General features: G+C 29.3%; 14 protein-coding genes. All 14 read right to left on the minus strand.

What is annotated here, in order from left to right; translation table 11 throughout:
- Positions 1–859, minus strand: an 859-nt coding sequence (locus L8V82_RS07550) for a sulfotransferase family protein (protein ID WP_263724531.1), incomplete at its 3' end; no start/stop codon positions are given.
- 10 nt (positions 860–869) lie between these two features.
- Positions 870–2,321, minus strand: coding sequence for a hypothetical protein (locus tag L8V82_RS07555; protein WP_263724532.1), 1,452 nt, complete (start codon positions 2,319–2,321; stop codon positions 870–872).
- Positions 2,322–2,903: an adenylyl-sulfate kinase gene (gene cysC / locus L8V82_RS07560; RefSeq protein WP_263724533.1), complete on the minus strand. Its 582-nt coding sequence runs from the start codon at positions 2,901–2,903 to the stop codon at positions 2,322–2,324.
- Between the two features lie 8 nt (positions 2,904–2,911).
- Complete coding sequence (locus L8V82_RS07565) at positions 2,912–4,627, minus strand: SLC13 family permease (protein ID WP_263724534.1); 1,716 nt, start codon at positions 4,625–4,627, stop codon at positions 2,912–2,914.
- Positions 4,624–6,048 (minus strand): sulfate adenylyltransferase subunit CysN, encoded by a 1,425-nt coding sequence (gene cysN / locus L8V82_RS07570; protein ID WP_263724535.1) that lies wholly within the window; start codon positions 6,046–6,048, stop codon positions 4,624–4,626. The genes L8V82_RS07565 and cysN overlap by 4 nt, the downstream gene beginning before the upstream one ends.
- Complete coding sequence (gene cysD / locus L8V82_RS07575) at positions 6,048–6,941, minus strand: sulfate adenylyltransferase subunit CysD (protein WP_263724536.1); 894 nt, start codon at positions 6,939–6,941, stop codon at positions 6,048–6,050. The genes cysN and cysD overlap by 1 nt, the downstream gene beginning before the upstream one ends.
- Positions 6,938–7,603 carry a nucleotidyltransferase family protein gene (locus L8V82_RS07580; protein ID WP_263724537.1) on the minus strand — a complete coding sequence of 222 codons (666 nt, stop codon included), beginning with the start codon at positions 7,601–7,603 and terminating at the stop codon, positions 6,938–6,940. Before L8V82_RS07580 ends, cysD begins: the two co-directional genes overlap by 4 nt.
- On the minus strand, positions 7,591–8,196 hold the full coding sequence (locus L8V82_RS07585) for a D-sedoheptulose 7-phosphate isomerase (RefSeq protein ID WP_263724538.1): 606 nt from the start codon (positions 8,194–8,196) through the stop codon (positions 7,591–7,593). The genes L8V82_RS07580 and L8V82_RS07585 overlap by 13 nt, the downstream gene beginning before the upstream one ends.
- Entirely contained in the window at positions 8,184–9,200 is a 1,017-nt protein-coding gene (locus L8V82_RS07590) for a dehydrogenase (protein ID WP_263724539.1), read from the minus strand. Before L8V82_RS07590 ends, L8V82_RS07585 begins: the two co-directional genes overlap by 13 nt.
- Positions 9,201–9,205: 5 nt before the next feature.
- The gene (locus L8V82_RS07595) at positions 9,206–10,237 is read right to left on the minus strand and encodes a GDP-mannose 4,6-dehydratase (protein ID WP_263724540.1); all 1,032 of its coding nucleotides are present in this window, start codon (positions 10,235–10,237) and stop codon (positions 9,206–9,208) included.
- Entirely contained in the window at positions 10,234–11,397 is a 1,164-nt protein-coding gene (locus L8V82_RS07600; RefSeq protein WP_088261299.1) for a DegT/DnrJ/EryC1/StrS family aminotransferase, read from the minus strand. Before L8V82_RS07600 ends, L8V82_RS07595 begins: the two co-directional genes overlap by 4 nt.
- Positions 11,398–12,447 (minus strand): GDP-L-fucose synthase family protein, encoded by a 1,050-nt coding sequence (locus L8V82_RS07605; RefSeq protein ID WP_088261298.1) that lies wholly within the window; start codon positions 12,445–12,447, stop codon positions 11,398–11,400.
- 3 nt (positions 12,448–12,450) lie between these two features.
- Positions 12,451–14,445: a hypothetical protein gene (locus L8V82_RS07610; RefSeq protein WP_263724541.1), complete on the minus strand. Its 1,995-nt coding sequence runs from the start codon at positions 14,443–14,445 to the stop codon at positions 12,451–12,453.
- Between the two features lie 61 nt (positions 14,446–14,506).
- Positions 14,507–15,106 carry a hypothetical protein gene (locus L8V82_RS07615; RefSeq protein WP_263724542.1) on the minus strand — a complete coding sequence of 200 codons (600 nt, stop codon included), beginning with the start codon at positions 15,104–15,106 and terminating at the stop codon, positions 14,507–14,509.
- Positions 15,107–15,170: the final 64 nt, after the last annotated feature.

Raw genomic sequence — 15,170 nt, forward strand, 5'->3', positions numbered from 1 at the left:
GATTACTTGATAACTGAATTTGAGTTAAATTATCTTGAATGGTTTGTTCTTTAAGTTTTATATTTTGATTTAAATTTTGAATTTGAGTTAAATTATCTTGAATGGTTTGTTCTTTAAGTTTTATATTTTGATTTAAATTTTGAATTTGAGTTAAATATTTCAATCTTAAATTTTCTAATACACCATTCTTATATTCTATTTTATTTTGCAGTATATTTGAGATAGTATTATCAGAAATATTAAAATATTTTTTATCCTCTAAATCATAATCAAAAATCTCAAAATCATTCTTATAAATTTCTCTTATAATTTTGTATGTTTCATAATTATAATAATCTTTATAGGCATAGTGTTTACTCTTATTTACATGCACAAGACTGTCTTTTCTGTTGAGAATATTTAAAATTTTTTTAAAATCTTCATCTAATTTTTCAAATTTTCCTATAAAACTAACTAATATATTTTTATCATTATCGCATAGATACTTATACTGTGGTACAAAATGCATCCAACTTAAAATTTTTATTCGTTCATCATTGTTTTGCAAATTTAACACAAATTCTTCAAAAGAATTATATTTGTAAATATTTTCTTTTGCCCAAGTTTCATCCACTAAATTCCCACCCCCACTTCTTAAATAGTGATACGCTGAAACTACTCTATCATAAGGATTTCTAACAAAACCGAAAGAAAAATAACTCTCAAATTTATTCCTATCAAGCTTTACATAATCACTTGCTTTTACATGTCCCACAAGCCATCTATCTGTTTGATATATTACCCTTTCTATACTACTACCAGCAACCTTTGGAACATGAATAAAAACGCATTTATATTTATCATGAAAATCTTTAAACATTATTTCTTTCCTAAATTAATTTCTTCAACTTTCTAACTTCAAATAGCAACTTGATATACCCCCCCCCATACCAAGTTTTATTAGCTTTTATAAGAGCTTGTCCTAGTTTATAAGAAAGATGATTTTTAAGTTTTAAGGCTTCTTGATAATCAGGATAGCTTTCTAATGGAGGTAATGCCAATGATGGATCTTTTTTTATTTTTTCTTGATAGATTTTTTGTTCTTGTTTGTGTTTATCTTTTATATAAGATAATACAAAAGGTATTCTTATATAACCTAGTATAGATTTAGAATTTACTATCATAGCTTGACCTAGTTTATAGGAGAGTTGGTTTTGAATTCTTGTTTTAGCTGTGCCGTATTTAGAATATTTATATAGATTATCTTTAGTTTTCTCTAGAATTTGAATCTTATTTTTTTGGTTTTGTATCATCTGTTCTTTGTTTGCAATAATTTGATTTTTAGTTTTAACAATATCAGCTATAAATTCAGCTATCCTATCCCAATATTCTGGCTTCATTTCTTTTAGCTCATAATTTTCCTTATAATCACTTAAGTCTTTTTTAGGAAACAATCTTTCTTTATGAGGAAAAAATTCTTTTCTTACCCATTCATTTGATTCTTCAAAATAATCAATATAAGATTGTATTATTTCTTTTGGGGGTTGGAATTTAAGACGAAGATCTTTAGAGTTTTGGAAGTGTTTATCAGTAAATACGGTTAATCCATTTTTATTAGCATATTCATATCCCCCTAATAAGTAGCAATTTAATCTTTGCTGAAGTTCAAATCCTATTAAATCTAAGGTCTCATTTTCTTTCTCTAGAATTTGAAATTTATCATCCCATTCTAAACCTATACTATGTATAAAATCTTTTAGTAAATCCCCTTGATAAAATTCATTTTTATCAAATAATCTTACAATTATATTTTCTTTACCAAAGACTTTCATCCATTTTTGAAGCGTATTTTGATGATGACATATTGTTAATGCTTTACTATTGTCAATTGGAATATTAATTAACCTATTATCCCATGCGTCTTTAACGCTTTGAGAGCATAACGAAGTATACAATTCCAAAGGATCTCTAAGGTATATTATTATATAATTTTTTTTAAAACCATATTTTTTGATTATTTTTTTAAACTCTACAATATGTTTTTCATCAATAAATAAATACTGAATATTTTCGCTAGTTATAATAACTTTATCATACTGATTACAAGATAATTCCTTTTGTAAGCTAAAGCTATATTGATTATATTGCAAATTTTGTTTATTACTTTTTATACTTTGCAACAATAAACCGATAAATGAATGATGCGCCCATCGAAAATGGTTTTTTATACTTATAGGGTAACAACAATTATATTTTTCTAAGATTGCTTTATTTGTATATAAGAATTTTTGTATACTAGTAGTCCCTGTTTTCATAGTTCCTATATGCACATAAGCAGTCATTTACACCTTCCCATATAAAAATCTCAAAATCATATCCACATTCTCATTAAGATCTTCTTTTGTTATGTGTATATGTGGATTTTTAGGTTTTTCATAAGGACTGTCTATACCTGTAAAATTTTTAATCTCTCCGTTTCTTGCTTTTTTATAAAGTCCTTTTGGATCTCTTTTTTCACAAATTTCCAAAGGTGTATCAACAAATATTTCTATATATTCATCCTCATCTAAAAGATCTTTTATAAGTTTTCTATCTTTTTCAAAAGGTGATATAAAAGCGCAAAGTACTATCATACCAGCATCCACAAAAAGCTTACATACCTCTCCTATGCGTCTTATGTTTTCTACTCTTGAAGCCTCATCAAAACCCAAATCTTTATTAAGTCCATGACGTACATTATCCCCATCTAAAAGATAAGTATGAAAACCTCGCTCAAAAAGTTTTTTTTCAACTGCATTAGCCAAAGTAGATTTGCCACTACCACTAAGCCCACTAAACCACAAAACACATGGTTTTTGATTTTTAAGTTTAGCTCTTTGAATTTTTGTAATGCTACTTGTATGCCAAGTTAAATTTTTACTCATTTTTTTCCTTAAAAACTAAAAAATACCGGAGTTATAGTTAAAACAATAGTTGAATAAGTCAAAGAAACTATCCATCCTATTTTTATAAAATCAGTAGTTTTATACCCACAAATTGAACCTACCATCAAGTGAGTTTGATAACCATGTGGCATTAAAAAAGCACAACTTGCCCCATAAGCAACCGCTAATATAAATGGAGTTGGATTAACTTCAAGCGCTAAAGCAGTACTATAAGCAATAGGAAAAGCCAAAGCTGCAGCAGCGTTATTGGTAATGATTTCAGTTAAAAGCAAAGTTAGAAGATAAATTCCTACAAAACTACCATATAATCCATACACTCCAAAAGTTCCTATAACAAATTCAGCCAAATCTTTAGCTAAACCACTATCAACTAAAACTTTAGTTATAGCTAAAGAAGATCCTACTATGATAAAAATTTCCAAAGGAAAGCGTCTTTTTACTTCATCAAAACTTATGATTTTAAATATAAACAAGCAAGCTAGAAACACTAGCAACGCTTTAAGCAAAGACACTAATTCCAAAGCAGATAAAGCGATAATAGTTAAAAATGCAAAAATCACTATAAAACTTTGGATATTACTTAACTTTTGATTTTGCATGATATTTGAGATAATATAAAAGTTTTTATTGATATTATCTCTTGAGTGAAAATCCTTACCTATGCTTAAAATAAGCCTATCTCCAGCTTGTAATAAACTTTGGCCGATTTTTGAAATATTTTTTGAGCCTCTTTTTAAGGCTACAATCCCTGCATCAAATTTAGCTCTAAAGTTTGCTTCCTTAACACTTTTTCCTATCAAGTTTGACTCAGAATTTATAACAACATCTATTAAATTTAATGTTTCCAGTTTTAAATCTTGTGAGTCAATTTGCAAGCCATCAAATTTTTTCAAAGCCTCTAAATGTGTAATATCTCCACTAAAAACTAACACATCTCCTTCTTTAATAAGCTCATTATGACTAACAGGGGCAATAAGCTCATCTTTTCTTTGAATTTCAAGTAGAAACAAAAACTCTAAATTTCTTAAGCCATTTTCTTGTATAGTTTTCCCCACTAATGAGCTATTTTTTAAAACCTTAGCATTGATTAAATACTCATTAATGACATTTTCTCTTTCTTTATACTCAGGCAATAAAAAGCTAAAAATCAAAAGCACTATAAGCACTCCAACACTTATACAAAAACCAACTGCAAAAAAATCAAAAATCTTTAAGCTTTCCAAACCATTTTGCACTACAAAAGAATTGACTATCAAGTTAGTTGAAGTACCTATCAAAGTCATAGTTCCACCAACTATGGAAAAATATGAAAGTGGGATGAGTAGTTTAGAAGGGGCTTGAAATTTGTTATTTTTTATAATACTCATAAAACTTGCCACTACTGCAGTATTATTTAAAAAAGCTGAAATACTAGCTGTAACAACTCCAAGCTTTAAAAGCGACAAGTGATAATTTTTACCTATGATAAACTTAGAACACCAACTTATCACAACACTTTTTTCTATAGCTAGTGAAACTAACAAAAGCAAAATAAGCACTATCAAAGATTCACTCGTGTAAGAGCTAAGCCAAGTATTTAAATTTAAATACCCCAAAAGATAATAAAGCACAGCTACACTACCAAATAAAATAAAAGGTTTAATTTTATTGCTAATTAACAAAATAAGCAAGATTAAAATACTTAATGCGACAATAATTTTCATATTTTTTTACATTCCCATTCAGGATAGTTTTTTCTAATATAAGCATTAAGTTCTATTTCTGCTTGAGTATAAATTCTACTCTTTTCTTCGCTTGCTAAAATTTCTTCTACCATACCCGCTGCTAAGGTTTCATTTGAGTATTTATCTATGATGATAAAACTTCCTAAAATTTTATTGTCCTTGTAAGCTTTAAGGGCTGTTTTTTTATTAAGCTTTAAGGTGCATTTAGCAATATCATTGAGTTTTAATTCATCGCTTTGAAATTCTTTGAAAGTATTAATGTCTTTTTTAAAATCAATTTTTTCAAATACTACATTAGTAGTTAAATTTGCTATTTTGATAAGATAATTTTCATTTAAATTAAATTTAACCTCACTCATCCATATCACCATAGCTTTAAAAGAATTTGAAATTTCTATACTATGATTTTTAGAAGCTATTACATCGCCTCTTGAAATGTCTATCTCATCTTCTAAAGTTAAAGTTATAGCACTTGGAAAGCTAACATTTTTAGCACTTTGAACCTTTTCATTTTTATCAGGTATATTTAGGCTTTTAATACTAGGTGTGATGATTTGTTTTATTTTACTTGTTTTTAAAGAAGGTAAAATCACAACTTCATCTTTGATATTTATACTACCACTAGCAATATTTCCACAAAAACCTCTAAAATTTAAATGAGGGCGATTGACATATTGCACACTCATGATAAACTCATCACTTAAACTAGTAGCAATAGGCAAAGTATCTAAAAGCTCAGATAAGGTTTTTCCATCATACCAAGGCATATTAATACTTTTAGAAGCTATGTTGTCTCCATCTAATGCACATATAGGAACAAAGTGGGTTTTAATATGTTCATGATTTTTTAAGTATGGTAGAATTTCTTGATAATTTTTACAGATTGTATTAAAAATTTCTTGATTATAATCAATCAAATCCATTTTATTCACAGCAATAATAAATTGTTTTATGCCAAGCAAACTCACTATATAAGAATGCCTTTTAGTTTGAGTTAAAACCCCTTTTCTAGCATCTATAAGTATGATAGCAATATCAGCTGTACTAGCACCTGTTGCCATGTTTCTAGTGTATTGCTCATGGCCTGGAGTATCTGCTATGATGAATTTTCTTTTTTCACTTGTGAAAAATCTATATGCTACATCTATAGTTATACCTTGCTCTCTCTCGCTTGCAAGACCATCTACTAAAAGCGCAAAATCAAGCTTTTCCCCTGCATTACCAAGCTTTTTACTATCTTTTTCTAAAGATAAAATTTGATCTTCAAAAAGCATTTTTGCATCATAAAGCATTCTACCTATAAGGGTTGATTTACCATCATCTACACTACCACAAGTGATAAATCTACAAAGCTCTTTATTTTCATGTTCTTTTAGGTATTTTTCTACATTCGTTTTCATTAAAAATACCCCTCTTTTTTCTTTTTTTCCATACTTGCTTCTTCATCAGTGTCTATAAGCCTACCTTGCCTTTCACTTGTTTTAGAAAGTAAAAGTTCTTCGATGATTTCTAAAACATTGCTAGCGCTTGAATTTATAGCTCCTGTTAGCGGATAGCAACCTAAGGTTCTAAAACGGACTAATTCTTCTTTAGCATTTTTAGCAAGTTCTTTTGGCATACGCTCATCATCAACTAAAATTTTAGCCCCCATGTACTCTACAACCGGTCGTTTTTTAGCAAAATAAAGACTTGGCAAAGGAATATTTTCTTTATAAATATACTGCCATATATCAAGCTCAGTCCAATTACTCAGCGGAAAAACTCTTATGGATTCACCTTTTTTATGACGACCGTTGTAAATATCCCATAATTCTGGGCGTTGATTTTTTGGATCCCATGAGTGATTTTCATCACGAAAAGAATAAATTCTTTCCTTTGCGCGCGATTTTTCTTCATCTCTTCTTGCACCACCAAATACTGCATCAAACTGATATAAATCAAGCATTTGTTTTAAACCTTGTGTTTTAGCAATATCTGTATGCATGGATGAACCATGTGTAAATGGAGAAAGATTTAATTCTTTGATTTTAGGGTTTTGATAGACTATAAGCTCCATACCAAGCTCTTTGGCGCGTTTGTCTCTAAAATCTATCATCTCTTTAAATTTCCATGTGGTATCTACATGCACCAAAGGAAGTGGAGGTAAGCTTGGGTAAAATGCTTTTTGTAAAAGATGAAGCATAACTGAGCTATCTTTACCTATACTATAAAGCATAGCTGGCTTTTCAAACTCAGCTATCACCTCACGGATGATATGGATGGACTGTGATTCTAAATATTCTAAATGGGTCATTGCTTATCACAAAATAAAAAATAATCCTGCGGTATTCCAATATCAATAAAATAATCATCAAAAATTTGGGTTTGTATTTTTAGTACCTTATGATTTTTTTGCAAAAATTCTTCAAAAGAAAATTTTTCATCCAAATCAAATTCATCAAAAATGTCTTTTTTTAGCAAGTATACACCACCGTTGATTAAACCTTGTTTTTTAAATGCTTTTTCTTCAAAAGATGTCACAATACCTTGATCATTAACATTTACAGTACCATATCGATCAAAATTTTGCATTTGCTTTAGTACAATACAAATTTTACTATCATTTAAAACAAGTTTTTTTAGATCAATATCAAATATAGTATCGCCATTTAAAACATAAGCTTGATTTTGTATCAATTTCAAGGCATCTTTTATAGCTCCACCTGTACCTAAAAGCTCTTTTTCAATATTATAGCGTATTTTTACACCATCAAATTCATCTTTAAAGTACTCTTGGATGAGTTCATATTTATACGAAACACTTAAAATAACTTCGGTGATTCCTTGTTTTTTTAAATACTCTAAGACAAAAGCTAAAAACGGCTTTCCATTAATGGGTGCCATAGGTTTTGGGATATCTTGCACTACACTTTTCAACCTTGTGCCAAGCCCTCCTGCTAAAACTATAGCTTGCAATCAAACCCCTTGCCAAAAAGTTCTTCTTCTACTATAGCACAGATAATATGACCTATTAAAATATGTGCTTCTTGGATCCTTGGAGTGCAAGTTGAAGGTACTTTGATACAATAATCACAAAGTTCATTCATAGCACCACCGCTGGCTCCGGTTAAACCTATACTTAAAATCCCTTTTTCTTTACAAATTTCTAAAGCTTTTAAGATATTTTTACTATTTCCACTTGTAGAAATTCCTATAAATACATCTCCACTCACACCTTGAGCTTGCACTTGTCTTGCGAATAAATTTTCATAACCATAGTCATTGCCAATAGCTGTTAAAATACTCGTATCAGTACTTAAAGCAATGCTTGCAATACCTGGTCTATCAAAGTAAAATCTACTCACAAACTCCCCGGCTATATGTTGTGCATCAGCTGCACTTCCTCCATTGCCTGCTAGTAAAGTTTTATTGCCATTTTTATAAGCATTGATCACTTTTAAAGACACTTCTTTAATTAAACCAATCATATCATTATCATTTAAAATCTTAGTTTTAATATCAATTGAATCACTAAAATGAGATTTTATATATAAATTTAAATTTTCCACGATTTTGCTCCTTCTTTAGTGAAGTAGAACTCTTGCACATATCCTTGCTGTTCATTTAGAATTTTTTTAAGTTTATATTTTTTTATAGGATCAACCATAAAAAACATAAACCCTCCAGCACCAGCTCCACTTGTTTTGCCACTATAGGCACCATTTTCCATGGCTAAATGATAAATTCTTTCAAGCTCATCATTACTCACTATATCAGAAATAATTTTCTTTGACTGCCATGACTTACCTAGAATTTGAGCTATTTTTTCAAAATCAGCTCTAAATAGTGCTTCTTTCATATCTAGCGCATCTTGTTTTATCGCATGCATAGCATTAAGTGAAATTTCATCTCCTAGTTTTCCTTTTTTATGCTCTTCTATGTCTTTAGCTTCTCTAGTAATATTTGTAAAATAAAGCAAAACTCTAGCTTCAAGCTCGCTTGCTATCCAATTTTTAATGCGTAAAGGGTTAACAACCACTCTTTTTTGATCATAAAATTCCATAAAGTTAAACCCACCAAAAGTTGCAGCATATTGATCTTGTGCACCGCCTACTATAGCCATATCTTCTCGTTCAATCTCATATGCTAAACGTGCAATCTCATACTCACCCAAAGGTAAATTCAACCACTCAGCAAATGCCTTGATGATACCTACCACCAAAGTAGAACTACCACCAAGTCCACTACCACTTGGTACATCTGAATAAGTATGCAAAGAAAAACTTAAAGGTTTTTTAATATAATCTTTTACCAAACGATTATAAATTGCTTTATAAAGATCTAGCTTGCCATCATTTTCTAAAAAATCTTTGCTTTTATACTCTACTTTTACATTTATATCTGATGAATCAAAGATGATTTTCCCATCTTCTCTTTCTACCAAAGTACAATGCACATATAAAGATATCGTTGCATTTAAAACATAGCCTGTGTATTGATCACAATATAAATTTATATCAGTACCCCCGCCGGCTAAACCTAAGCGCAATGGAGTTTGAGAGCGAATTATCATGACTACTACCTATTTAGTGGGATTCTGCCCATGGAAATTTCTTTTCTCCAATGATTTAGTAAATCTTCAAACATCTGTCTAGCTGGAATTTCTGGCTTCCAGTTGATATAGCTTTTGATTTTGGTATTATCAAACATTTGATAGTCTGCATCAATAGGACGCAATCTTTCTTCATCTTGCTCTACTTTGATATCTTTTCTTGTAGAAAAACTCAAAAGTATATCGATAACCTCAGGAAGTTTAAAAGCCTCTTCGCCTGCTATATTAAAAGCTTCACCACAAGGAACTTTTCCTTTTTCACTTTCTAATGAAAGCAAATAGTAAGCCCTTATAGCATCACGACAATCTTGAAAAGTTCTTACACTTGATAAATTTCCTACTTTGATAATAGGCTCTTGATAACCCGCTTCAATCAATGCGATTTGCTTTGCAACTGTACTTTCAAAAAACACATCAGAACGTCTTGGACCACTATGAGTTCCCATCCTAGTGACATAAGTTTTTATACCATAAGCTTCACCGTAAAATCTTCCTAAATAATCTGTACCGATTTTACTTATACTATAGGGACTCGCACCATGAAAGGTTGTATCTTCATTTAACTTAATACCAACTTTTGCTCTACCATAAACTTCACTAGAAGAACACACATGCACTACAGGATCATAACCATCTTTATCTTTTAATAATCTAATATTTTCTAAAATATTTGCTGTGCCTATGATATTAGTTTGTAAGGTTTCTATAGGTATATCAAAAGAAGTTTTTGGATAAGACTGTGCGGCCAAATGAAAGATTACATCCGGTCTTTTACTCTCAAAAAGCTTTTGAATACTTGAATAATCATTTAAATCAGCATAAAAAATGCTGATTCTATCTTTTTTATTAATCCTATCACTTAGATGATAAATATTATCCATAGGTTCTTGCCAACGCATCATACCTATAACATCATAATCTGTATTTTCCAGTAAGTAATCTGCCATTTGTGAGCCAACTTGACCTGTAAAACCTGTAATCAATGCTGTTTTTTTCATAAACTATCCAATACTTTTTTAAACAAACTAATTTGTTCGCTAATGCTAAATTGATGATTACCCACAAAAAATCCTTTCTCGTGAATATATTTTGCATTTTTTAATTCTTGATGAATTTCATAGTCAAAATACTTAATCACCTCATTTTGTGTGAAATCTCCAGTAGCTATAGGACGGTATTCTATATCATTTTCTTCTAATTTTTTAATAATATCTTTTCTTTGTAATTTCGAATTTGGTCTAATCACCAAAGAAAATCCAAACCATGAACTACTTTCAATTTCTTTTTGCATGATAAATTCAGGGTGGTTTTTAAAATACTCACAAAATAATTTAGCATTTTCTCTACGGTGTTTTAAAAACATAGGTAATTTTTTAAGCTGTTCTATACCAATAGCTCCACTCATTTCCACCGGACGCACGTTATACCCTGGCAATACAAAGCGAAATGACTCACTAAACCAATCATCGCTTTTATTGGCTACTAAATTTTCTTTTGGAAGATTTCTAGTCCACCCATGCGCTCTTAAACATAACAAAATATGATACAACTCATCATCATCTGTAACTACAAAACCACCTTCCATTGTAGCCATATGATGAGAAAAGAATGTTGAAAAAGTTCCCATAATACCAAAAGTTCCGGCTTGGTTACCTTTATACTCTGCACCCATTGATTCACAATTATCTTCTAGTAAGATAATATCTTTTCCCTTAATAAGATCATTAATTGCATCAAAATCATTAGGATTTCCCAATAAATTTACAACCATAATCATTTTTGTTTTATCACTAATAGCTCTACTTAAAGCATCTAGATCATAATTTAAAGTCTCTAGATCTATATCTACGAATTTTAGCTTTAAACCATACTGATAAAGTGGATAATAAGTGGTACTCCATGATACTGCGGGAACTATAACTTCATCTCCTCTTTTTAATTTAGGATTTTTTGTATAAAATAAAGCTGCCGTTGCTATCAAATTTGCAGTTGAACCCGAGCTTGTCATAACCGCATACTTAGAACCTGTAAATTTAGCAAAATCTTTTTCAAATTCAGCCACCTTTTTACCCATAGTAAACATATCACTTTTGATAACATCTTGTATTGCTTGCAATTCTTTTTCATCCCAAGTTGATGAAGCTAACGTATATTTCACTCACTCTCCTTTATTTAAATACCAATTATACAATTTTTTTATTCCATCCACAAGATTGATTTTATGATGCCAACCTAATGAACGAATTTTAGAACAATCCGTGAAACGGTTTAAACTACCTTCAGGCTTTACTTTATCGAAAATAAGATTTCCTTTATAATTTACAATATCTCTTATAATATAAGCTAATTCTTTAATAGATATGTTTTCATTCGGACCAATATTAATATGTGTATTTTTTATCTCCAAATCATTTGATTCATGCAAATCTTTAAAGTTAATCTTATTCATAATAAAAATGCTTGCTTCTGCTAGGTCATCTACATGTAAAAATTCTCTTTTTGCATTTCCACTCCCCCATATTATCAAACTATTATTATTAATCCCAAAATGTTTTAAATAATTTTCAGCTTCTTCCAAATTCTTAATTTTTAAATCATGCAATATTTCTTTATATCTCTTTTCCATTAACAATCTAGCTAAATGAAATTTTCGTATTAATGCTGGTATAACATGAGCTTTTTCCAAATCAAATCGATCATTCTTGCCATACAAATTTGTAGGAACTAGAGAAATAAAATTTGTATTATATTGAATATTATACGCTTCACACATCTTAACACCTGCTATTTTAGCGATAGCATAAGACTCGTTTGAATAATCTAATTCTCCCGTCATTAAATCCGATTCTCGAACTCTACTGCGATCTTTTGGATAAATAGAAGTTGAAGCCATGAAAATTAATTTTTTTACCCCATGTAAATATGATTGGTGTATGACATTATTTTGAATCTGAAGATTTTGGTAGATGAAATCGGCTTTATGCTTTTTATTATCCAATATCCCACCAACTTTTGCAGCACACAAAAAAACATATTCTGGCTTTTCTTGCTCGAAAAAAAAATTTACTTGAGTTGTATTTAACAAATCCAATTCATTACGAGACTTAACAATTACATTATTATAGCCTTGTTTATCTAACATTCTCAATATAGCAGAACCAACCAAACCATTATGACCTGTTATATAAATTTTAACATTTTTATCCATCTATCAGATTTCCCTCTTCAATTTTCTAATTACAAACCACATCTTAATATACCCACCCTTATACCAAGTTTTATTAGCTTTTATAAGAGCTTGTCCTAGTTTATAAGAAAGATGATTTTTAAGTTTTAAGGCTTCTTGATAATCAGGATAGCTTTCTAATGGAGGTAATGCCAATGATGGATCTTTTTTTATTTTTTCTTGATAGATTTTTTGTTCTTGTTTGTGTTTATCTTTTATATAAGATAATACAAAAGGTATTCTTATATAACCTAGTATAGATTTAGAATTTACTATCATAGCTTGACCTAGTTTATAGGAGAGTTGGTTTTGAATTCTTGTTTTAGCTGTGCCGTATTTGGTTTGAAAAGATAAGCAACTAAAAAGCAAAGAAGGTTCTATTTTTAATTTTTTAAAATGCACAATAAATTTTTCATCATATGCAAGTTTAAACGCCTCCAAAAGAAAATTTTTACTCTCTTGCATTCGACCCAAACTATACAATTTAATTGAATATAGATAGAGTAAATATGGATATTTTACATATTTGACATTTTTATAAATTTCATTTTTCCATAAAAACATTATCCTGTCTAGATGTTTACTTCTATATAGTAATTTTCTAGCTAACACATCTGCTCTTTGGTATGCTTCCAAATTTATTAAAGTATCGACAATAAATAAATCAAAAAGTTCATTGTTACTATCATGCTTAGCTGCCTCATAAAGAATATCTAATAACTTTTTACCATCCTCATTAATTTTTCTTAAAATCATAAAATAACAAAATAGAGAATATGCTTGCTGATAGTTGTCTACTTGAATTTTATTGTGGTTTTTTTCGAAAATATCTTTTTTTTGTTCATTTGAATAAAATTCCCTCCAATATATCGATTTAACACCATTTCCTATCAAACTAGCCAAAAGCCCGAAACCAGATTCGGAAACAACTTTGCAACAACGTGACATAAATATAAGTTCAAACATTGCAACATCACTATCGTTAGTGTAATTTTTTGGAATCAAATCCTTGATACAAAAAATTCGAATATTTAGCTTTAAGAAGTATTCCTGGAGTTTTTTTAGTGATATATAGCTTTCTCCAAATAGAACAATATTATAATCCTTGTAATATTCAATCAGCTCCATTGCTATCTCAATTGGAGTTGCTTTATTTTCATAATGCCAAAAATAAATCGATTGCATATCACCATAAACAATTCCCCCGCTTCTCACATGAATAGCAACTACATCAGATGAAAACTTTATATTAAAAATATATTTACTTTTAGTAATAATTTCTTTCATATTTTCCGAAAATTCTATACTAGAAAATAGCCTAGGACATTCTCTTTCGAAATCTTTAGAATTTTGTCGATGGTTTATATAAAATCCAAACTTATGTGGAAATTCATCTTTTTGATAGTCCTCAGGTAATGCTTTTGTATGACATGCAATTTGATCTAATAAAAACTTTTTATGATTTGTATAAGAATATTGGGATATAAAATCTTCAGAAAATATATACTTTTCTCCTTCAAGTTTTATAAATTCACTTGATAATCTATTCCAAACAAAACCTGAATTAAATCCTATTTTATTGGCAACCCATTTAGCATTAAGCATTGATAAAATTCTATCACCCCACCCGCCCTGCAAAGTGCTTATAATCATTCCTGGAAATTTTCTTTTATATATCTTGAAATTATTTTGTGTAAAGATTGTTTTTTGGTTGAAACAAATTTTTAAAATTCTTATATTAAAACAAATATCAACAACATTAGGCTCCTCGTGGCATTTTATTTTTATGCTAAAAACATCTCCATACTCATCTAATCCATATAAATCTATATTAACATTATACATATAAAAAACAATTGTCGCGATATTTGTTTTTTCTTTAAAATTTAGAATATATTCATTATTGTTTATATTGTTAAAAGTATAATTACAGATTTCTATCAAATCTTTTTCTTTAAAATAGCTTTTTTCAAATAACATTTTTACCTAACACATCAAAATTAATACTACAACAATATAATTATATCAAAAATATATCAAATTACAAATCTTTCTTCCAGTACACACCTTCTCTTTTTACCTTAGCAGGAATTCCAGCTATTAAAGAATTCTTGCTTGTTCTTAAGGATGTCACCAAAGATCTTGCTGCAATAATACAATCACTAGAAATAAAAGTATTATTCAAAATCAAAACATCATCACAAATCCAACATTTATCACCAATAACAACATCTCCAGGCATATTTAAGCGCGCATTTGAATAAATATCATAAATAGGATGGTTATCAGATGTTCTAATTGAAAAGGATGAATAGAGTCCACTATCTCCTATTAGAATATTAGTGTTTCTTTCACCGCATATCATACTTACAATCCCATTAAAAAAATTATTAGATCCTATTTCAATAATACAACAATCCCCCCCCCCATTAACAACCGTTGGCGCTATGGTAATATTCAATGCATTGTTTATTACGCAATTTTCTTTTATAATAATTCTATTTTGATTACCTTTGATTGTTATATTTATTTTTCCTCTTTCCGTTATATTTAAATTTTTAATCTCAATATAATTATCCTTTCCATTAACATAAAAATTAATTTTATTTTTTAGATGGTTAGGAAACAAAATTGTATTCATATTACAGCCTTCTTTTAAATTTTTGATTCTTGTATATTAAATTCTATCACCATACCCCTCCCTT

The sequence above is a fragment of the Campylobacter sp. IFREMER_LSEM_CL2151 genome, from assembly GCF_025771725.1.
Taxonomy (GTDB): domain Bacteria; phylum Campylobacterota; class Campylobacteria; order Campylobacterales; family Campylobacteraceae; genus Campylobacter_D; species Campylobacter_D lari_C.